This window comes from Collinsella sp. LCP21S3_C7, from assembly GCF_052118485.1.
GTDB lineage: Bacteria > Actinomycetota > Coriobacteriia > Coriobacteriales > Coriobacteriaceae > Collinsella.
Window position 1 is genome coordinate 1 of sequence record NZ_JBQKHC010000005.1, and the last position, 21,085, is coordinate 21,085.

Genomic DNA, 21,085 nt, shown 5'->3' on the forward strand with positions numbered 1-21,085 from the left:
GTTTTTAGCGAGCGGGCGAGCGCGCCGGCAGGCGGGCGAAGCCGGTGCGGATCCGCGAAGCGGATGCGCGGAATCCTATACGCCGCACCAATCGAACTTGAAGCCTCCGGCAACGGGGGCTTTTCTTTTACGCCGCCATTCGACCCCAGGCACTCGACTGGAATCGTGCGCCTCCGCCCGCGGGAGACTATTTCTTATCGACTCGTGTAAGATTCCGAGTAGATGTCGCGGTCCATCCGCGACCACTCCTTCGCTAGACGACCGATCAGGGTGATATTTCGTGGCAGAGCGTCCGACATACAAGCTCAGGTTTCTCGACCCCAAAAAGCGTTTTCCATCGATGCCAGAGCAACCCGCGGGGCGCTCGTATGGTGTTGTCTGGAAAGTTTTTGGCGAGGATCCTAAAGAGTCTTGCTACGTCGTCGAATTCGTAGGCAAAAGCCACATATCGCTTTTGGGCTACGTGAGCGTGTCAGGTGAGGTCTATAAGGTTGACGGCCCTGTTCAGAAAGTGCCATTGCCCAAGAGCCCCGAAATGAAATTGGTCCTTGACGAGTCCGATTCCAGTGTTGGCGAGATTTTGGTGCGGGGAGCCAACGGTGCAATGCGCGCTTGCGCGCGAACGGCCGGCTCTCCCGAAGGGCCCATGCGTGAGCAGTCCGACCACGAGACATGGAATTCGAGCCGTGCTCTCCCTTATGGCGAGTTTATGGCCTCGATGTTCTTGCGCTACGTGATATTTGCCGATCCCAAAAACGCCCTTGCGAACACGGTACCTGCCGACGAACTCGATGAGGGTATAAAAAACACCGCCAACAAGATCAAACTTGTAAAGTTGCCCGAGCCGGTCGAGGTGTTTTTGGGCTTTAACACGGCACCGCTCCCCGATGCTATCGAGACGCTGCTCTACCGCGTTGACCATGCCGATAATCCGAGCGGTATCGAGCGTTATGCCGCCGCCCTTATGAGCGAGGTCGATTTGCCCCGACTGCGCACCATCGCTGCCAAGTCCGAGATGGGCCTAGCGCGTATCGACCGCTCAAAGCTGTTCTATCTCAATTTTGATCGTAGCCTGCTGGACCAGGACGAGATCGACATGCTGCTTGCTATCGAGTGTCGTCTTAACCGCCTCTCCGGCATCCTTGAGCGTATTGGGGCAGGGTTGGGCCCCGTTGCCTCGTCGCCAAGCTTTGAGGGCTGCTCGCTCTTTGACCTATGGCATATCAGCAAGACGACAAACGACGTTCCTCGCCTGCTCGAAACGTTGCCGAATGACAACCCGTGGGCCAAACCGGGGACGGTTGCGTGCCAGCCGGGTGGCGAGTGGGACGTTCGCACCCGCTTTGCACGTATCGTAGAAGCACTCAACGTGGTCACGCGGCTCGACTACACCTATCGAGCGAACGTCGCCGAGGGCATCATGCTGGTTCGATTTGGCCGCACGGTTGTCGATGCTATGCCGCAGCGCGAATACGATGCTCAAGATGATGCCTGGCGCGAGGTGGATGAGCCTAAGCGCGCAGCATGGGCCGCGGAGCACGATGCGCGCGTGGCGCTCACGCTGGCAGCGGCTTGTTTTGCTGCCGGTGCCAGCATTACGCGCTGCTACGTTCAGATTGCGGCTCCCGATGGCGAGCAGGGCGAGCGCATCATTGCAACATATTCCTTTGGGCGTGCGGCCTATCTGGCCAATTGCGTTCCCGCCGCTAAGAATTTTGAAAGCATGGATATGGATGATATGCCGTGCAAGCGCATGCTTGAGGCATATGAGTCGGACGCGCCGGATGCGATTGAGCCCGCTGAGGTTCATGCTCGCCCGCGTGACGACCACCGTTCGCTGCCGCCGGCGTTGCGCGACCTGCTGCTTGCCGATACGGCTGATGAGCTTGAGGTTATGGAGGAGGGCGATGACCCGTATGTGGCGCGCGTCGCTGAGTTGCGCGAGCGGGCAAAAGTCGACCGCGCGGGTGCGTTTGAGGGCTTTTCCCGTCTTGTTGAGGAGCTGGAGGCCAAGTGCGCCGTTGCCGAGCTTTTGGCGACAGGACCAGTCCAGACGCTGTTTTGCGACAACCAACTGGTGCGTATGGTGCTGCCGGTAATGGAGGAAGACCGCTCCGTTCGTATTTTGCGCGCTCCCGATGCGCTGTACTTTGCCCAGCATGAGATTTGCAGCTTTTACGCCGATCAGGAGGATTTTGAGCGGGCATTGCCCGAGGTGCGTCATCTTTACGATCTGGCGCGCTCATCCATGCAATCACACTTTGCACTCATCAACGTGCTGGCGCGTCTGGAGCGCTATGACGAGGTCATTGAGGTGGCGCGCCACGGCCTGCGCATTGCCAGTGACCGTTCCGCAATCGGCTACCTGTTCTATCGCCTAGCGTTTGCCTACTGGAACTGCGATCAGCTCGAGCTGGCGTTGGCGTGCTACCGCTTGGTACCGCGCGGCGAGGAGTCGGGTAGCAACGCACTGGAGGAAATGCAGGGCCTTATGAACGAGATGGGTGTCAATGAGCCACCGACGTTCGAGGAAGCGGTTGAGACCATCAGTAAGGCCGGGCTCGAACTGCCGCCGGTGCCCGCCGTGTCCAACCAGCTGGCAGACGCTGCTGTGCAGCTGGTCGATAACGGGTTCTTTTTCCTGGCACGCGTCTGCATCTTCCAAATGTGGCGCACGATGGGAAACGATGAGCTCGGCTCCCTCAGCCGGTCGTTGGGATAGGGGTTTGATTTATGGGGGAGGAAAGCCTGCCGGCCAATTATCAAAATTTCCCCTTGCCCGGATTCGAGTGTTTGGTTACTATGGAACGGCTGTTACGGAGAGCTGACCGAGAGGCCGAAGGTGCTCGCCTGCTAAGCGAGTATGCCCCAAAAGGGCATCTGGGGTTCGAATCCCCAGCTCTCCGCCAGTACGAATTTGAAGAAGGGCTCCGTAAGGGGCCCTTTTTGGTATGGAGAACGTTAGCTGGGGATTCGAACCCGAGAGGGCACGGGCGTTAAGCAAACGCGAAAGCGTTTGTAGCCCGTGGGCGAAAAGCCGCCAGGCTTTGAAGCCGGAGGGCATGCGCAGCATGCCCGGACATCCCCAGCTCTCCGCCAGTACGAATTTGAAAAAGGGCTCCGTAAGGGGCCCTTTTTGGTATGGAGAACGTTAGCTGGGGATTCGAACCCTCAAAAAATGAGGCGCCCCGTTGGACGCCTCATTTGGTTCGATGTGATAACGCTTCGGCCCTACACCTCAGGAGCCTTGGCTACGGTCTCGCTCTCGGCTGTGAGCGGGCGGTTGTCGATGCGGCGGCCCAGGCGGTCGAGCTTCACGAGCAGCCACTCGATGGGATTGGGCCCCGTTCCTTCCTCGTCGGCAACCAGGTCCATGACGGCAATCTTGGTGCCGTCCTGCTTAAGCGTAACGCTGCCCACCTTATCGCCAACATGCACCGTGCCCGAAAGGTCATCGTAGCTAACCTTTTCGGTCACTTCGCCGGCGAGTGAGAACACCGTTGCCTGCGCGGTGGGGTCGGCAAGCGTGGCGTCGATCGTTTTGTCTGTCCAGTCGGTTTGACTGACACGTGCCATCAGCGGATTTCCGTTGGCGGTCTTCTTTTGCGTATTGGCGATTTCGACCGTTACCTTGTGGTCGTAATACCAACTAGCAAGTGTGGCCGTATCGGCAAAACGCTGGTCGGTGGTGCTGGAGTTCAAGACAACGGTATAGATCTCGTCGCCATCGCGATTGTAGGCGCTTGCAAAGCAGTATCCGGCATCGTCGGTGGTGCCGGTCTTACCGCCGATATTGCCGTCTTGGCCCAATAAAACATTGTGCGTATCCATGGAATGCGAATGATCGGAGCCGTCGGCGCCCGTCACTTCGATCCAGGGATCTTTGCTCGCCATGACTTCGCGAATCGTGTCGTCCTTCATGGCCTCTTGCATCATCAATGCCACATCGTGTGCGGTTGAATGCATATCGCCGGCCCATTCGTCAAAATCCAGCCCGTGCGGGTTCTCGAAGAGCGTTCCCGTGCAGCCGAGCTTCTTGGCCCGCTCGTTCATGGCTTTTACAAACGTAGCGACGGCATCTTTGGTCTTGGGGTCAAGTTTTTTGCCCACGTGTTCGGCAAGCGCGATGGCGGCGTCGTTGCCCGAGGGGATCATCAGGCCGCGCAGCGCTTGCTCGACGGTGAGCTCGTCGCCTTCGAGGAGTCCCGCGGTCGAGTTGCCTACGGTTGCCGCCGCGTTGCTCACGGTGATTTTCTCGTCCATTTTGCAGTTCTCGACCGCGAGGATTGCAGTCATGACCTTGGTGATCGAGGCGATTTTGACTTGCTCGTCGGCGCTACGGGCATAGTAGACGGAGCCGTTTTTACCCATGACAAACGCATTGGAGGCATCGATATCGGGCAGGTCTTCGGCTGCAATGCCGCGTGCATCGGCGGCTTTGCCGCAGATGTTATCGGTCGTGAGCACTTGGGCGCCGGCGACGGACGGAATACCGGCGACAAGGGCGACGGCGCAGGCAAGGCCAACGGTCAGCTGCGCGGAACGCTTTACAAGAGGGGTAAGATGCTTCACTGATTTCGCTTTCGACGGGATGGTCTCCTTTGGCTCTAGAGTATATCGTTTACCGGCTGTGCCGCTTGGGGTTTGGCGCGTAAGGTTTATCTTCGTGTCTGAGCGGACGCTTGGGTGTGCACGGTCGATATGATTGCCCGTCGCGTATCGAGGAGGTCCTTACAAATACTTGACAATACCCTCACGCATATATGAGCTGCGATTTTTACTATCGATACTGCTGATTTGATATCGATGTGGAGGTATGCGGTATGACGGCTGCTGCGGCTGTGGGGCCCACGGAGCTCGAGGAGCTAATGGAAGCGCAGGCCGAGGCCACGCATGAGCGCGAAGTTGGGGATGCGACTCGCCCCACGGCAGAGGACCTTGCCGCCTCGCCGACGCGCATCGATGTCGAGGGCCTCGACCTGTTCTATGGAGATCACCACGCGCTTAAGGATGTGTCCATCAAGATCCGCGACAAGCAGATTACCTCGTTTATCGGTCCTTCGGGCTGCGGCAAGTCGACGTTGCTGCGTTGCTTTAACCGCATGAACGACGGCATCAAGGACTGCCGCATCGAGGGCAAGATTGCGCTCGATGGTCAAGATATCCTGGGCGATTACGACATCTGCCGCCTTCGTCAGCGCGTGGGCATGGTGTTCCAGCGCCCCAACCCGTTTCCCATGAGCATCTACGACAACGTCGCCTATGGCCCCCGCGGTATGGGTGTGCGCGATCGCGCTGTGCTGGATGAGCTGGTCGAGGATTCCCTGCGCCGCGCTGCCCTGTGGGACGAAGTCAAGGACAAACTCAAGGAGTCTGGTCTGGGGCTTTCGGGCGGACAGCAGCAACGTTTGTGCATCGCCCGTGCGCTTGCCGTGCAGCCCGATATTCTGCTGATGGACGAGCCGACCTCGGCGCTCGATCCCGTGTCGACGCTCGTGGTGGAGCAGCTGGCCTGCGAGCTCAAAGAGACCTGCACGCTCGTGGTCGTTACACACAATATGCAGCAGGCGGCGCGCATATCCGATTCCGTCGCGTTTTTCTTGCTAGGTGAGTTGGTGGAGCACGCGCCCACCGCTCAGCTTTTCAAAAATCCTACCGACCCGCGTACGGCGGATTATTTGACGGGCCGTTTTGGCTGATACCATCTAGTAAAGGTACCTTTAGGATTAAGATGCGGTCATGCCGGCCGCAAAGGGGTTCAACATGATCTATTACGTCGAGGACGATGACAACATCAGGGATTTGACGGTCTATGCGCTGCGCAAGCAGGGGATCGAGGCCGAAGGCTTTTCGTGCGACGGTGAGTTTAAGGCTGCCGTGGCGCGACGGGTGCCCGATGCCGTGCTGCTCGATATCATGCTGCCCGATACCGATGGCTTGGCGATTATGCGTCGCCTGCGTGCCGATCGCCTGACGGAGACGGTGCCCATCATGATGCTTACCGCCAAGGATACCGAGCTCGACAAGGTGATGGCGCTCGATGGCGGTGCCGACGATTATCTGACTAAGCCGTTTTCGCTCATGGAGCTTGCGAGCCGCTGCCGCGCACTGCTGCGTCGCGGCGGCATGGTCAAGCAGGCGAGCGATGTGCTCAGCGTGGGCGATATCGTGCTTTCGCCCAGCCATCGCGAGGTGACCGTTGCCGGCGAGCCGCTTAAGCTCACCCTGCGCGAGTTCGACCTGCTCGAGTACCTCATGCGCAAGCCCGGCGTGGTCTTTACCCGCGAGTCGTTGCTGCAGAGCGTGTGGGGTTGGGATTTCGACGGCGGATCGCGCACCGTTGACGTGCACGTGCAGACGCTTCGCCAAAAACTGGGCGAGCATGCCAGCGCCATCGAGACCGTGCGCGGCGTGGGCTACCGCTTGGCCGAGCCTTCTGCCGGTGACGGTGCCGAAGGTGACGACACCGCGGCCACCGCATCGGAGGAGTAACCCGTGGTCTTCGCCCCCCAGGGAAAACATACGCTGTCGCACCGCGTTTTTGTGACGATCTTTGTTTGCGCCATGGCGGTTATCGTGGCGTTTACGGTGCTGGGTGCGTTCTTTGTGCAAAACACCTTGGCGGATGCCACGAGTGCCAATCTGGCGCAGGAAACCGAGCTCATTGCTGCCGCCCTCGACGAACAGCAGGAGCCCATCCCGTTCTTGCGTAGCCTCGATCGCGAGGATTTGCGCATTACGCTGATTAACAAGGATGGATCGGTTGCCTACGACAACGAGGCGTCGCCTTCCTCACTGCCCAACCATGGCGATCGCCCCGAGGTCATCGAGGCCTTTGAGAGTGGTTTGGGTTCCGCGGAGCGCGCAAGCTCTACGCTCGACGAGATTATGCTGTATCGCGCCGTCGCCCTTGATAACGGCCAGGTTGTCCGCTTGGCGCAAGCCCAGCCTGGCGTTGCGGCGATTTTGCTGTCGATGGTGGCGCCGATGCTGCTTATCGCAGCAGCGGGTGCAATACTCTCGTTTTTTATGGCGCGCCGCGAGTCCCGTGCAATCATCGCGCCGTTGCAAGAGGTGGATTTGGACCACCCACGCCGTAGCTATGAGCACGCCTATGCCGAGATGGTCCCCATGCTTGAGCGTATCGAGTCGCAGCGCCAGGAACTCAAGCGCCAAATGGCGGTGCTAGCGGACAACGACCGAATGCGCCGCGAGTTCACGGCCAATATCACCCATGAGCTCAAGACCCCGCTTACCGCGATTTCGGGGTATGCCGAGCTTATTGCAAACGGCATGGTTGAGGGCGAGGACGACTTGCGCAACTTTGGTGGCCGCATCTATCGCGAGGCGGGCCGCCTGGCAGCGCTCGTCAACGACATTCTTACGCTTTCCAACTTGGACGAGGCGGAGCGAGCATCCGAGGGCGAGGCGGTGCCCATTGGGTCCACAGAACCCATCGAGCTCTCTCGCGCCATTTTGACGGTGGAACAGCGTCTTGAGCAAGTTGCCCGGCAGTCGAATGTGACCATTGGGCACGAGACGAAGCCCATGGTGATCGAAGGCGTGCCGCGCCTGATTGACGAGCTGATCTACAACCTTGCAAGCAACGCCATTCGCTACAACCGACCTGGCGGTACGGTCACGCTGCGCTGCGGGACCAATGACGAGGGTCATCCGTACCTGTCTGTTGCCGATACGGGTATCGGTATTGCGCCCGAGGAGCAGGGTAAAGTGTTCGAGCGTTTTTATCGCGTGGACAAGAGTCGTTCTAAGGCGCGCGGCGGAACCGGCCTGGGTTTGGCGATCGTCAAACACGCCGCTCTGTACCATCACGCCGCGATTGACCTGTCGAGTGAGCCGGGCGTGGGAACCACCATTACGGTAACGTTTCCCGTGCAACAAGAGGGACCGTTCGCGTAGCGGCATAGCAAAAACCGAGGATTAGACGGTACGCCCGCGCCTCCGCTGCCGCGTGAATTGTTGCGCAACTTACACGCGGACGCTGTATCTTATGTATAGAGCTCGGGTATGGTAGAAATATGCGATATTATACGAGCAGTTTTGTCAATACGAACTCGGGAACTGAAAGGCAAGCTGCATGACCCTTCTCGAATTGTTCCAGCTGCTTAAAAAGCACCTCAAGCTGGTCATTGCCCTTCCGGTGGTCTGCGCGATCGCCATGGGCGTCGTCTCCTTCATCATGATGGACAACACCTACACCGCCACGACGAGCATGTACATTCTCGCCAAGACCGATGGCGGTCAGATGAGCTATAACGACCTTTCGGCGAGCCAGATGCTTTCCAACGATATCGCCACGCTGCTCGACAGCGATAGCGTTAAGAGTGGTGCGGCCAAGGATCTGGGCCTTTCCGATCTGGATGATTACAAGATTGCCGTTTCGTCCGAGACCACGACGCGCGTCATTACGCTTTCGGTGACGGGTACCGATGCCAAGGAGACGGCCCAGGTTGCAAGGGCCATGGCCAACTCGGTAAGCACGGTCGCCCAAAATGTTGGCGCCGCCCAGAGCATTAACGTGGTCGATGAGGCCAAGACCCCTGAGTCTCCGAGCGGCCCCAAGCGCTTGCTGTACGTTGCCGTTGCGTTCCTTGCCGGCGTCTTTATCGCAATTGCCTACGTTGTTTTGGAAGATATGCTCAACACGCGTATTCGCGGTGCCGAAGAGGCGGAAGAGCTCCTGGGTATTCCCGTTGTTGGCCGAATTCCGGCTATGAAAGGTGGTAAATAGGCATGGCTAAGGCGAAGAGCACCGATAAACTTGTTGTGCAGAATGCCGCCAAGACCCTTTTGGCCAACATTCGCTTTTCGAGCGTAGACGATCCCATTCGCACCATTACCGTTACGTCCTCGATTCCCGACGAGGGCAAGTCTACGGTTTCCATCAACCTTGCCCAGGCTATCGCCACCAGCGGCAAGAGCGTTCTTCTGGTCGAGGGAGACATGCGCCGCAGGTCTCTTTCCGATATGCTTGGCGTTCGTTCGCGTGGCGGACTCTACGCAGTCCTGTCCGAGCAGATTTCCATTGACCAGGCAATCGTCGAGACGGGTCAGAAGAACTTCTACTTCCTCGATGCTGAGCCTCATATTCCCAATCCTGCCGACATCATCGTGTCTCACCGTTTTGCCAAGCTGGTTAAGGCGTTGTCTGCCAAGTTCCAGTATGTCATCTTTGACGCTCCTCCGGTCTGCACCTTCATCGATGCTGCCGAGATCGCCAGCCTGACTGACGGCACGCTGTTTGTGGTGCGCGAAGACTTCACCAAGCGCGAGGAGGCGCTCAACGCCATCGCTCAGCTTAAGAAGTCCGAGAAGGTCAAGCTCATCGGTACCGTTATGAATTACTGCGAGACCGAGACCAGCGATTATTACTATTCTTACTACACCAAGGAAGGTAAGAAGGTAAAGAACGGTTCCGCTGCTCAGGGTACTTCTAAAATGGGCATCTTTACCAACCGGGCAAACGTTTAGTTGATTAAGGCCGACCTATGCGCGACATTCATTGTCATATCTTGCCGGGTGTAGACGACGGCGCTGCCGATCTTGATGAGAGCTTGGCGATGCTTGCAGCTGCCAAGCAGGCTGGCGTAACCAGAATTGTCTGTACCCCGCATTGCCGAGATCCCTATTTTGACTACGACAAGATGTGGGATGCCTTTGAGCTATTGCGGGATAACGCAGATGGTTTTCCGCTTCAGATGGGCTTTGAGGTCAACCACCGAAAGCTCGTCGAGCTGGGCATCGACGCTGCGGAATACCTGCATTTCGATGGAACCAACGAGTTCCTGCTCGAGCTTTCGACGCATGCTGATTCCTATGCGTTTAGAGAGTACGAGAGTACGATTTACGATTTGCAATGCCGCGGCTACCAGGTGATCATCGCTCATCCCGAGCGATATCGCGCTGTTCAAAAGGATGTGAGTGTAGCCGAGCGTCTGGTCGATATGGGCTGCAAGCTGCAAGCTTCGGCAGACTTTATCGCCGGCGGCCGCTTTGGTCGCGAGAAAAAGCCGGCGCAGCGCCTGTTCGAGCAAAATCTGTACAGCTTTATCGCGAGTGACGCCCATAACGTGGGCCACTACGATTGCCTGGCAAAAGCGCGTGCGAAGTTTGGCGTGCGCGGGGCTCATTTTCGCTAAAATCTGTCCCTAACGTTCTTACTGAATGAAGGGGCCGCTTTGGATATCCAACTTAAGACAGGTTGCTTTGAGGACGCGGCGCTGGTGCGCCGCGCCGTTTTTATGGACGAACAAGGCTATGAAAACGAGTTTGACCAGATTGACGAGGACCCGGGCTGCATCCATGTGACGCTGTATGTGGATGGCCAACTCACCGGCTGCTCGCGCGTGTTTCCCGAGGAGCTGGAGCGCGCGGCAGATGCGGAGGCTCCGGTGCCACCGGCGTGCGACTTGGACGAAGGCGTCGCCGCAGGGGAGACCTACATTATGGGGCGCGTCGCCGTGCTGCCGGCTATGCGTCGTCGCGGGTTGGCAAGCGCGATCGTCGAGGCCAGCGATACATGCGCACGCGATGCCGGAGCTAGACTTATTAAGCTGCACGCGCAGGAATACGTGTTGCCGCTCTATGAAAAGGCTGGCTACACACAAATTGCCCCGGTTGACTACGAAGACGAGGGCCAGCCCCATGCCTGGATGGCCAAGCGCGTAGATGGCAGATAGGGACGTTTCTTTCCTGTCGGCAGTTGGGGACACTCCTTGGCAATTGGCGCATCGGAGTGCTCGGACATACAGTTTTTCGATTCCGCATGTATATATGCACGCTAATGGGTTATAAAATCTAAGTCTGAACATAGCAGGTCTGCGATACGGCTCGGGTAACCGGGCTGTTTTTGCGGACGGGGGTAGCGCGAAAGGACTGCACATGCGTCAATTTAAGACCGAGAGCAAAAAGTTGCTCGACCTCATGATCAACTCCATCTACACCAACAAGGAAATCTTCCTGCGCGAGCTTATCTCTAACGCGAGCGACGCCGTCGACAAGCTCAACTTTAAGAGTCTGCAGGATCCGAGCGTCAAGCTCGACCAGGGCGACCTGGCTATTCGCGTCTCCTTTGATAAAGACGCCCGCACCATTACCATCTCGGATAACGGCATTGGCATGACCGCCGAGGAGCTCGAGCGCAACCTGGGCACCATTGCCCATTCCGGCTCCGAGGAGTTTAAGACCGAGAACGCCGAGCAGCAGGGCTCGGATGTCGACATCATCGGTCAGTTTGGCGTGGGCTTCTACTCGGCCTTTATGGTCGCCAGCCACGTGAAGGTGGTCAGCCGCGCTTATGGCGAGGATGTCGCCCATGTGTGGGAATCCGACGGTCTTGAGGGCTATACCATCGAGGACGGCGAGCGCGCCGAGCACGGCACCGATGTCATCCTGACGCTGCGCGAGAACGAGAAGCTCGACGCCGATGGCGAGGCCGAGACCTACGATCGCTTCCTGACCGAGTGGGGCCTCAAGAGCCTGATTCAGCAGTACAGCAACTATGTGCGCTACCCGATCCAAATGATGGTCTCCAAGAGCCGCCAGAAGCCCAAGCCCGAGGACGCGCCGGAGGATTACAAGCCCGAGTACGAGGACTACCAGGAGCTCGAGACCGTTAACTCCATGACGCCGATCTGGAAGAAGCGCAGCTCCGATGTTGAGCAGAAGGACTATGACGAGTTCTACAAGTCTACGTTCCACGACTTTGACGATCCTGCGCGCACCATCAGCTTCCACGCCGAGGGTACGCTCGAGTACGACGCCCTGCTGTTTGTGCCGGGCCGCGCGCCGTTCGATTTGTACAGCAAGGACTACGAGAAGGGCCTGGCGCTCTACAGCTCCAACGTCCTGATCATGGAGAAGTGCGACGACCTGCTTCCCGACTACTATAACTTTGTCCGCGGCGTCGTGGATTCCGCCGACGTGTCGCTCAACATCTCGCGCGAGACGCTGCAGCAGAACCGTCAGCTCAAGGCTATCGCCAAGCGTGTGGAAAAGAAGATTACCGCCGACCTTGAGGATATGCGTGACAACGACCGCGAGGCCTACGAGAAGTTCTTTGAGAACTTTGGCCGTGGCCTTAAGTACGGTATCTATTCGAGCTATGGCATGAAGGCCGATGAGCTCGCCGACCTGCTGCTGTTCTGGTCTGCCAAGGAGCAGAAGATGATTACCCTGGCCGAGTATGCCAAGGGCATGCCCGAAGATCAGAAGGCCATCTACTACGCCGCCGGCGACTCGCGTGAGCGCTTGACCAAGATGCCCGTGGTAAAGGGCGTACTCGACCGCGGCTATGACGTGCTGCTGCTGACGCAGGATGTGGATGAGTTCACGTTCCAGGCTATGCGTGAGTACGTTGCCGTCGATATGCCCAAGATCTACGAGGACGATGCTGCCCGCGAGGCTGCCGAGAAGGCTGTTGCCGACGGTGCCGAGCCCGAGGTCGAAGATCGTCACCTGGAGCTCAAGAATGTCGCTACCGGCGATCTTGACCTGGCGACCGAGGACGAGAAGAAGGAGGCCGAGGACGCCACTAAGGAGAACGAGGACCTCTTTAGCGCCATGAAGGAGGCACTCGGTGACAAGGTCGAGAAGGTCGCTGTCTCTGCGCGCCTGACCGATGCTCCCGCGTGCATCACCACCGAGGGTCCGCTTTCGCTCGAGATGGAGAAGGTGCTTCAGAAGGGTCCCGAGGGTGCGCCCGACGGTATGCCCAAGAGCCAGCGTGTGCTCGAGCTCAACGCCAAGCACCCGGTCTTTGCCAAGCTCGTCGCTGCTCAGAAGGCGGGCGACGCCGACAAGATCAAGCAGTACTCCGGCCTGCTCTATGACCAGGCCCTGCTCGTCGAGGGTATTTTGCCCGAGGACCCCGTTGCCTTCGCGGCGGCTGTCTGCGAGCTTATGTAATTGGTTCCGCCGTTCTGCCGAACGGCGGACCGGTCGACGCTGCGCGGGCACCAGAGCGACAACTTGTCATTCAAAGAGGACGGCATGACCAGAAGGTCTATGCCGTCCTCTTTTCATGCCAATTTGTTCGCTCTGGTGCCCGCTCGCTGGCATTGCCAAAACATCGACGTTACCGTGGTCCAAACTAGTCGTTGGGGACGTTCTTGTTTGACTGGTCGTTTAAGAGCGTTCCTAATGACTAAAGAACGTCCCCAACGACTAGTTGGGTTGCTAATTTGTGCGGGTTGTGGTTTTGTGACCTGCTGAAATTTAAGATACTGTACAACTGTACGTTAACTCATCTTCGTAGTATATTGCTACCCGCAAAACTCAATACCATTGTGCATCGAGACGTTAAAACGCCTTCGTACAATGGTTATCGATAGTACGATTCGATTCAACGACAGGATGGATGGTCCAAGCGTGAGTCTCGGCAGCAAACTATCCGATGCAAAGGTTTCCTTTGCAATCTTTAAACGCGACATCAAGCGATTGATCGTGAACCCCGTCGCCCTGGTGGTTACCTTCGGCGTGTGCGTTATTCCCTCGCTGTATGCCTGGTACAACATCGTTGCCAACTGGGATCCGTACGGAAACACCCAGGGTATCAAGATTGCCATCGCCAACAGCGATCAGGGCACCCAAAACGACTTGGTGGGCGAGCTCAACGCGGGCGATAAGGTCGTCGATCAGCTCAAGGAGAACGATCGGCTGGGCTGGACCTTCGTCGATTCGGCGGCCGATGCCAAAGAGGGCGTCGAGAGCGGTGAGTACTATGCGGCCATCGTAATCCCCAAGAACTTCTCGGATAACTTGGTTTCGATGCTCGACGGCAACTACCATCAGCCCAAGCTTACGTACTACGTCAATGAGAAGAAGAGCGCCATTGCGCCCAAGGTTACCGACACCGGTGCAAGCACCATCGAGGAGCAGATCAACTCGGAATTTGTCTCCACGGCGGGCGAGACCGTTGCCGGTATCGCCAAGGATGCCGGAGTCGATTTAAAGGACAAGGCAACCCAGACCCAGGATTCGCTGGCAAGTTCGGTGTCCGAAGCATCCGATACCTTGGGCGAGGTGCGTGGTTCGATTGGCGACATGAATGCAGCCATCGATAAGACGAGTGGTTCCATTGCCTCGGCAGATGCAGCACTTGCCGGTCTACAGGGTCAGGCGCCGTCGCTGACGCAGGCGATCTCCCAGGGCAACGACCTGCTGGGCGAGGCTCGCGCCACGGCGGGTAATTCCATCACCTCGCTCTCCAAGGCGCTCTCGGAAGGCAGCCTTGCGCTCACCAAGACGTCAGCCTCCGCGAACGCTGCGATTGGCAAGCTGACGGGCACGGTCACATCTACGACCACCCGTATCGACAACTCGCTTGAGTCTCTCCAGGCGACGATCGACCACAATAAGGCCGTTATCGGGCACTTGGAAATTCTCGTTAATGACACGTCGACAGGTTCCGAGGAAATTGACGCGCGCATTGTATCGATCATCGATTTGCTCCGCGAGCAGAATGAAAAGCTTCAGAGCATCAAGGATAGTCTGTCTGCGCAGTCGAGCGCCATGGCGAATGACGTCGCGGCTGTCTCGGGTGCCAGCGACGCTATCAATAACGCAATCCAGACCGGTGTGACTAACCTTGGCCAGGCCCAGACGGACCTGGGTCAAAACGCGCTGCCGAAGGCCTCGAGCGCGCTTGATTCATTTGCCGCCGTCTCGGGTGATCTGACGGGAATCGTGTCTGGCCTCACGCCTGCTATTGCAAGTGCGCGCGGTACACTTTCGCAACTCAACGCTACGCTCGGTCAGGCCAAGACCACGCTGTCCCAGACCGATGCCTCGCTTGCCAAGGTCCAGGACAAGCTCGCAACCGCCGCCAACGACATTGCGGCGCTGCAGACCTCCGAGTCCATGGGCGAGCTGGCCGACCTCATGGACGTCGACGTCGATGACGTGGCAGATTTCATGGCATCTCCGGTTGAGCTGACGTCCAAGTCAATCTATCCGGTCAAGAGCTTTGGCTCGGGCATCGCGCCCTTCTACACCAATCTGGCGCTGTGGGTAGGCGGCTATGTGCTCATCGCCATCTACAAGCTCGAGGTCGACCGCGAGGGCATCGGTAGCTTTACGGCGCGTCAGGGCTACTTTGGCCGCTGGCTGCTGCTGGTGATCCTGGGCGCGTTCCAGGCCATTATCGTTACGGTGGGCGACCTGGTCATTGGCGTTCAGTGCGTCAATCCGCTGCTCTTTGTGCTGGGCGGCATTGCTATCTCGTTCACTTACGTCAACATCATCTATGCGCTGTCCACCACCTTTAAGCATATCGGTAAAGCCATTGGCGTCATTCTCGTCATTGTGCAGATCCCCGGCTCGTCGGGCATGTATCCCATCGAGATGATGCCCGGCTTCTTCCAGTGGCTGCATCCACTGCTGCCCTTCACCTATGGCATCAACCTGCTGCGCGAGACGGTCGGTGGCATGTATGCGTTCAACTACCTGTTCAACCTGTGCATCCTGGGCGTGTTCCTTATCGTGGCGCTCTTTATCGGTCTGCAGCTGCGCCCGTTGCTGCTCAACCTTAACCTGCTCTTTGATAAACAGCTTTCCACGACGGGCCTCATGATCTGCGAGTCCAACGACCTGCCGCGCCAGCGCTATTCGCTGCGCACGGCCATGCGTGTCATGCTCGATTCGGATTCGTACCGTCGCGAACTGCTCGATCATGCGGTCGCCTTTGAACATCGCTACCCGTACTACATCAAGGGCGGTTTTGCCGCCGTGGTGGGCGTTCAGGTCCTGCTCTTTGTCCTGTCGACGGTTCTCGATATCGACAATAACGGCAAGATCATCCTGCTTGTCATTTGGATCATCTCGGTTATTGCCATCTGCGGCTGGCTTATCAATATCGAATATATCCGCGCGAGCCTCAATACCCAGATGCGCATCTCGGCGCTTTCGGATGAGGACTTGCGTCGCGAGATGCGCGAACATACGGCCGCCATTCCTGCCGCCCGCCACATGTTTGGCCTCAACGCCAGCGAGCGTGGTGCCAAGGGCGGCGATCAGTCCACGGGCCGCTTGCCGCATATAGGCTCGCACCATAAATCTCAGGGCAGCGACAGCACAGCCACAAATGATGGAGATACCACCGCGCTTGGCAAGCACTCCAAAGGAGGTGAGGCATAAATGAAGAACATCCTGCATCTGTTTAAGCGCGATGTCCAAAACGTGTCTCGCTCCGTGATCGGCATGATTGTCGTGATGGGCCTCATTATCGTGCCGTGCCTGTATGCGTGGTTTAACATCGCCGGCAGCTGGGATCCGTACGGCAACACCGGCAATCTTAAGATTGCCGTGGTCAACACCGACGAGGGCTACGAGAGCGATCTGATTCCCGTCGAGGTCAACGTGGGCGAAAACGTAACCGCCACCCTGCGCGGCAACGAGAACTTCGACTGGGTTGTCCTCAACGACCGCGATAAGGCGATCGAGGGCGTTAAGTCGGGCGCGTACTACGCTGCCGTCGTTATCCCTAAAACGTTTAGCGCCGACATGATGACGCTTTTCTCGACTGAGGTGAAGCACGCCGATATCGAGTTTTGCGAGAACCAGAAGGCCAACGCCATTGCCCAGATTGTGACCGAGAAGGGCTCGAGCGCCGTCCAGAGCCAAGTCAATGAGACCTTTACCAAGACCATCACGACCATCGGCCTTAAGACGGTGTCCAGCCTGCTCGATTACATGAGCACCGACCAGGTGAGCAACTTTATCGCCAATCTGTCCTCTACGCTCGGCGATTCGGTCGAGGACCTGCGGGACGTTCAGGCGAGCGCGACGTCGCTCGCGGGCATTTTGAGCTCTACGTCCGATTCACTGACGTCGGCGAGCGGTATGCTCAAGCAGACGGGCACCGTCGATGAGTCGACGAAGCAGCTGATGGAGCACGCCAAGAGCGGCATCAATGATTCCAAGGAAGCGCTCAAGGCCGCCAACGATGCCGTTGACGCGGCGATTGACGGAAGCGCGGGCTCGTTCGACAAAGTGTCTGCCGAGCTCGCGAAGGCGTTCGACACCGCAAACCAGCATGTGGACCTTACGGTGTCCCAGCTCAGCGCCGCCGCGACGGCGCTCAATACGCGTGCCGACGATATCGACGCCACGGCCGACCAGCTCCGCAGCCTTGCCGACCAGGTGAGCGATGAGAATTTGAAGGACGGCCTCAAGTCCGCCGCGACATCGCTGGGCAGAATCGCCGTTGAGTACAGCAACAATGCGAAGGACCTGACGGCGACCGCAAATTCCCTTTCGGACGGCATGGCGGAGGTCAACAACTCGCGTGCCGAGGTCGACCAGGCCATCGCCGATGCCAAGGCCGGCATCGCGGGCGCCAAATCCGATTACGATTCCACGTTCTCGGTTAAGGCCAAGGAGCTCAAGAAGACCGTCTCGGGCATTCTAGACTCGCTCGATGGTATCTCGGGCGATTTGGATAGCGCCGTAGATGGCCTGACCGACGCATCCGGTTCGCTGTCAAAGGGCCTCTCCAAGGCTGCAAAGCTGGTCAACAAGGCTTCCGATCAGCTGGGCGAGGCGTCGGACAAGATCAGCGCGTTTAAGGACGAGCTCGACGGTGCCTTGATGTCGGATGATCTTGCGACGATCAAGACGATGATCGGCAACGATCCCGAGGGCCTCGCCGCGTCGCTTTCCGGCCCCGTTGCGCTCGACCGCAAGCCGGTCTATCCGATCCGCAACTACGGTTCGGCCATGGCACCGTTCTACACGATTCTGTCGCTCTGGGTTGGCTCGATCGTACTGGCAGCCATGATGAAGGTCTCGGTCGACGATGAGCTTATCAACGAGCTCATCCCCGTGCGCCTGCACGAGATCTATTTGGGCCGCTACTTGTTCTTTGGCGGCTTGGCCTTGCTGCAGGCGACGCTCGTGTGCGCGGGCGACATTCTGTTCTTTGGCATTCAGTGCGACAACCCCCTGCAGTTTGTGCTTGCCGGCTGGGTCGCGAGCCTCGTGTTCTCCAATATCGTCTACACGCTTACGGTTTCGTTTGGCGATATCGGCAAGGCGCTCGCTGTCGTGCTGTTGGTCATGCAGGTCGGTGGTTCTGGCGGCACATTCCCCATCGAGATGACCGGTCCCGTGTTCCAGGCGATCTACCCGTTCCTGCCGTTTACCCATGGCATCAATGCCATGCATGCCGCCATGGCTGGCGCCTACCATATGGAGTACTGGGTTGAGCTGGGTATTCTGGCGAGCTATCTGATTCCGTCGCTGGCCCTGGGTGTGGTCTTCCGTCGTCCGGTCATCAAAGCCAACGACTGGATTATCGAAAAGCTGGAGTCGACAAAGCTAATTTAGTGCGGCAACGTTAACGCTGATGTAGCACTAATGCCAGCGAGCGAGCCGCATTTGCGCCAAGGTGACGTGAAATGAAAGGGCGCTGACCTTCTGGTCGCGCCCTTGAAATTGAACGTCAGATTGGCGTGAATGCGGCTCGCGCAGCGTCGGCCGGTCCGCCGTTCGGTAGAACGGCGGAACAAAACGCTTTAGTGGGCTGAATTGCGTGGGCTGCTTGATTGTTGCTACAGTTGCGGGGCGTGCCGGGGGTCCGGCGCGTCCCGTTTTTATTTGACCATGAGGCGGCATGCGGTCGCGCGCGTGCGGACACCACGCCCAGACCGAGCGCGAGGATGCCCTATGGCCCATCATGCCGCTATTGAAATCGAAAATATGCCCGATAGCCCTGTAGCCCGCGAAGACCTGGGTGCCGGCGGTGCCTCTCGCGGTGCCGGTGCGCGCTCGCCGCTGTTCTGGAAGGTCTTGCTGCTTTCGATAGCGGTCATCTGGGGCTATTCCTTTACCACCATGAAGGACGCGCTCGATACCATTCCGGTGTTCGAGCTGCTCTACATTCGCTTTCTTCCGGCGTCGCTGGTCATGCTTGCCGTCTTCCACAAGCGCATTGTTGCCCATTTCAACGCTCGAAATCTGATTGTTGGACTTGGCATGGGCGCGCTCATGTGGGGTGCCTACGGTTTGCAGACGATTGGCCTGGCGCAGACCACGGCAGGCAAAAGCGCGTTTTTGACGGGCACGTACTGTATCTTGGTTCCGTTTGCGAGCTATGTCCTAAGCGGCGAAAAACTTACCCGTTACAACTTGGGTGCCGCGTTGCTGTGTCTGGCGGGCATTGGCTTGGTGGCGCTTGATAGCGTCGAGTTCAATGTCGGCGATGTTATTACGCTGGGCGGCGCGGTCTTCTTTGCCATCCAGATGGCGGTGGCCGCTAAGTACGGTCGCAAGATGGACATCAACGTCATCACGTTTTGGATGTTTGCGGGCAACGGTGTGCTGTGCCTGATCTCTTCGCTGCCGTTCGAGACCCAGGCGCCTTTATCCGTGTGGACGCCGAGCTTTATTGGCGTGATGGCATTTCTCTCGGTAGGCTGCACATGCGTGGGTTTGCTCATCCAAAACGTGGGCTTGGCGCATGTCCCGGCCTCGACGGGCTCACTACTGCTTTCGATGGAGTCGCCATCGGGCGTGCTGTTCTCGGTGCTGCTGATGGGGGAGGTGCTCACCTCGCGTTTGCTTGCCGGCTTTGCGCTCATCTTCCTGTCGATTATCTTGAGCGAGACGCACTTTGGCTTTTTGCGTAAAAAGCCGCGAGCGCGTTTGTAAACAATCTGTTGCGCCGTCCCTCTGGGGCGGCGTTTTTTATGCGTCGCCTTTAAAGTTATGCCCTGCACTTTAGAGTATGAAAGTGCTTGCTGCTAAAACTTTACTGGAGGGCATCTATGGCACCAGCTCTGTCCGATTTCCAACCACAACCAGCGCTTCAGACCTCAGCGGCGGCGCAAGCCGCCATTGGCGACGGTCTGGTCAAAGAGGCTCAGGCTTTTGCCGATGAGCTTGCCGCATGGCGTCACGATCTGCATCGGATGCCCGAACTCGGTAACGACCTCCCACAGACCTCTGCGTATATCCAAGCGCGCCTGAACGAGATGGACATCCCATTTTCCACGCTCGTCGATGGTTCCTGCGTTGTGGGCCTTGTCGGTGCCGGTGCCGCCGCGGCCCAGGGCAATGGCGTCTGCACGGACGAACAGGCCGGTACGGTCGTTATGCTGCGCGGCGACATGGATGCCCTGCCCGTTGTCGAGGAATCCGGCGAGCCCTTTGCATCTACCAATGGCTGCATGCATGCTTGCGGTCATGATATGCACGCGACGGCGCTGCTTGGTGCGGCGCGCCTGCTCAAGGCTCGCGAGGCCGCGCTTGTCGACGCCAATGCCACCGTCAAGCTGTTGTTCCAGCCGGGCGAGGAGACCTTTGAGGGGGCACGTGCTGCCATCGCCGACGGCTTGCTCGAGAACCCGCGTCCTCAGGCGGCTTTTGCCATGCATGTCAACGGCCAGTCGCCGCTTGGCCTGGTGCTCTACGGCAGCCCGGCGCTTTCCGGCGTGTACGGTTTCCGCATCACGCTGCAGGGCAAGGGCGGCCACGGTTCGAGCCCCGAGATCTGCATCGACCCCATCACGGCAGGCGTGCATGTGCACCTGGCGCTCCAGGAGCTTATCGCTCGCGAGGTGCCGGCGGCCAAGGAGGTCGCGCTCACCGTGGGTAAGTTTGCCGGTGGCCAAGCGGCCAATGTGATTCCCGACACCTGCGTGCTCGAGGGAACATTGCGCGGCTTTGACGTTGAGCTCATGGAGCACCTCAAGACCCGCATCGCGGAGGTCGTCAAAGGCGTTGCCATGACCTATCGTACGCCGGCGACTATCGAGACGCTCTCGGATGTTCCCCCGCTCGTGCTCGATGACGATATGACCCAGGCTTCGCTTGGCTATGTGGGTGCGACGTTGCCCAAGGCCGCCTTCCTGCCTCTGTTCCATGCCATGGCGAGCGAGGACTTTGCGCTTATCTCGAGCGAGATACCGAGCGCGTACTTTACGCTCGGTGCGGCTGTGACCGATACGGACGAGCACTTTGCCCAGCACCATCCCAAGGCACGCTTTAGCGATGCCGAGTTGCCGCTCGGCGCCGCGGCTTATGCGGCGGTCGCCCTGGGCTATATCGCCGACCACAAGGAGTAATC

Annotated in this window: 14 protein-coding genes and 1 tRNA gene; 14 read left to right on the plus strand and 1 reads right to left on the minus strand. The window is 58.4% G+C overall.

The features are described 5' to 3' along the window. The first annotated feature begins 535 nt into the window (after positions 1 to 535). Positions 536 to 2,722, plus strand: a complete 2,187-nt coding sequence (locus ACTQ1E_RS03340) for a tetratricopeptide repeat protein (protein ID WP_441564726.1) — start codon at positions 536 to 538, stop codon at positions 2,720 to 2,722. Between the two features lie 96 nt (positions 2,723 to 2,818). Continuing rightward, positions 2,819 to 2,909 (plus strand) — tRNA-Ser (locus tag ACTQ1E_RS03345). Between the two features lie 322 nt (positions 2,910 to 3,231). Here the strand turns inward: ACTQ1E_RS03345 and ACTQ1E_RS03350 are convergent. Next, positions 3,232 to 4,572 carry a D-alanyl-D-alanine carboxypeptidase family protein gene (locus ACTQ1E_RS03350; protein ID WP_441564728.1) on the minus strand — a complete coding sequence of 447 codons (1,341 nt, stop codon included), beginning with the start codon at positions 4,570 to 4,572 and terminating at the stop codon, positions 3,232 to 3,234. 251 nt (positions 4,573 to 4,823) lie between these two features. Between ACTQ1E_RS03350 and pstB the strand changes: the two genes are divergently transcribed. From pstB to ACTQ1E_RS03410, 12 genes are all read left to right on the plus strand, one after another. Next, positions 4,824 to 5,699, plus strand: a complete 876-nt coding sequence (pstB, locus tag ACTQ1E_RS03355) for a phosphate ABC transporter ATP-binding protein PstB (protein ID WP_441564729.1) — start codon at positions 4,824 to 4,826, stop codon at positions 5,697 to 5,699. 64 nt (positions 5,700 to 5,763) lie between these two features. Then, entirely contained in the window at positions 5,764 to 6,492 is a 729-nt protein-coding gene (locus ACTQ1E_RS03360) for a response regulator transcription factor (RefSeq protein ID WP_154517679.1), read from the plus strand. 3 nt (positions 6,493 to 6,495) lie between these two features. After that, positions 6,496 to 7,920: a sensor histidine kinase gene (locus ACTQ1E_RS03365; RefSeq protein WP_441064068.1), complete on the plus strand. Its 1,425-nt coding sequence runs from the start codon at positions 6,496 to 6,498 to the stop codon at positions 7,918 to 7,920. 178 nt (positions 7,921 to 8,098) lie between these two features. Beyond that, the gene (locus tag ACTQ1E_RS03370; RefSeq protein WP_441564731.1) at positions 8,099 to 8,752 is read left to right on the plus strand and encodes a YveK family protein; all 654 of its coding nucleotides are present in this window, start codon (positions 8,099 to 8,101) and stop codon (positions 8,750 to 8,752) included. Between the two features lie 2 nt (positions 8,753 to 8,754). Further along, complete coding sequence (locus ACTQ1E_RS03375; protein ID WP_441564733.1) at positions 8,755 to 9,492, plus strand: CpsD/CapB family tyrosine-protein kinase; 738 nt, start codon at positions 8,755 to 8,757, stop codon at positions 9,490 to 9,492. Positions 9,493 to 9,509: 17 nt separating this feature from the next. After that, positions 9,510 to 10,160 carry a tyrosine-protein phosphatase gene (locus tag ACTQ1E_RS03380; RefSeq protein WP_441564735.1) on the plus strand — a complete coding sequence of 217 codons (651 nt, stop codon included), beginning with the start codon at positions 9,510 to 9,512 and terminating at the stop codon, positions 10,158 to 10,160. 39 nt (positions 10,161 to 10,199) lie between these two features. Further along, positions 10,200 to 10,700, plus strand: coding sequence for a GNAT family N-acetyltransferase (locus tag ACTQ1E_RS03385; protein ID WP_154517683.1), 501 nt, complete (start codon positions 10,200 to 10,202; stop codon positions 10,698 to 10,700). Positions 10,701 to 10,902: 202 nt separating this feature from the next. After that, positions 10,903 to 12,927: a molecular chaperone HtpG gene (gene htpG, locus ACTQ1E_RS03390; RefSeq protein WP_427719038.1), complete on the plus strand. Its 2,025-nt coding sequence runs from the start codon at positions 10,903 to 10,905 to the stop codon at positions 12,925 to 12,927. A gap of 462 nt (positions 12,928 to 13,389) precedes the next feature. Then, positions 13,390 to 16,155: a YhgE/Pip family protein gene (locus ACTQ1E_RS03395; protein ID WP_441564738.1), complete on the plus strand. Its 2,766-nt coding sequence runs from the start codon at positions 13,390 to 13,392 to the stop codon at positions 16,153 to 16,155. Next, a complete protein-coding gene (locus ACTQ1E_RS03400; RefSeq protein WP_441564740.1) occupies positions 16,156 to 18,345 on the plus strand; it encodes a YhgE/Pip family protein in 2,190 nt (729 codons plus the stop codon). Positions 18,346 to 18,684: 339 nt separating this feature from the next. After that, entirely contained in the window at positions 18,685 to 19,668 is a 984-nt protein-coding gene (locus ACTQ1E_RS03405) for a DMT family transporter (RefSeq protein WP_441537419.1), read from the plus strand. 116 nt (positions 19,669 to 19,784) lie between these two features. Continuing rightward, positions 19,785 to 21,083 (plus strand): M20 family metallopeptidase, encoded by a 1,299-nt coding sequence (locus tag ACTQ1E_RS03410; protein ID WP_441564742.1) that lies wholly within the window; start codon positions 19,785 to 19,787, stop codon positions 21,081 to 21,083. The last annotated feature ends 2 nt before the right edge of the window (positions 21,084 to 21,085 follow it).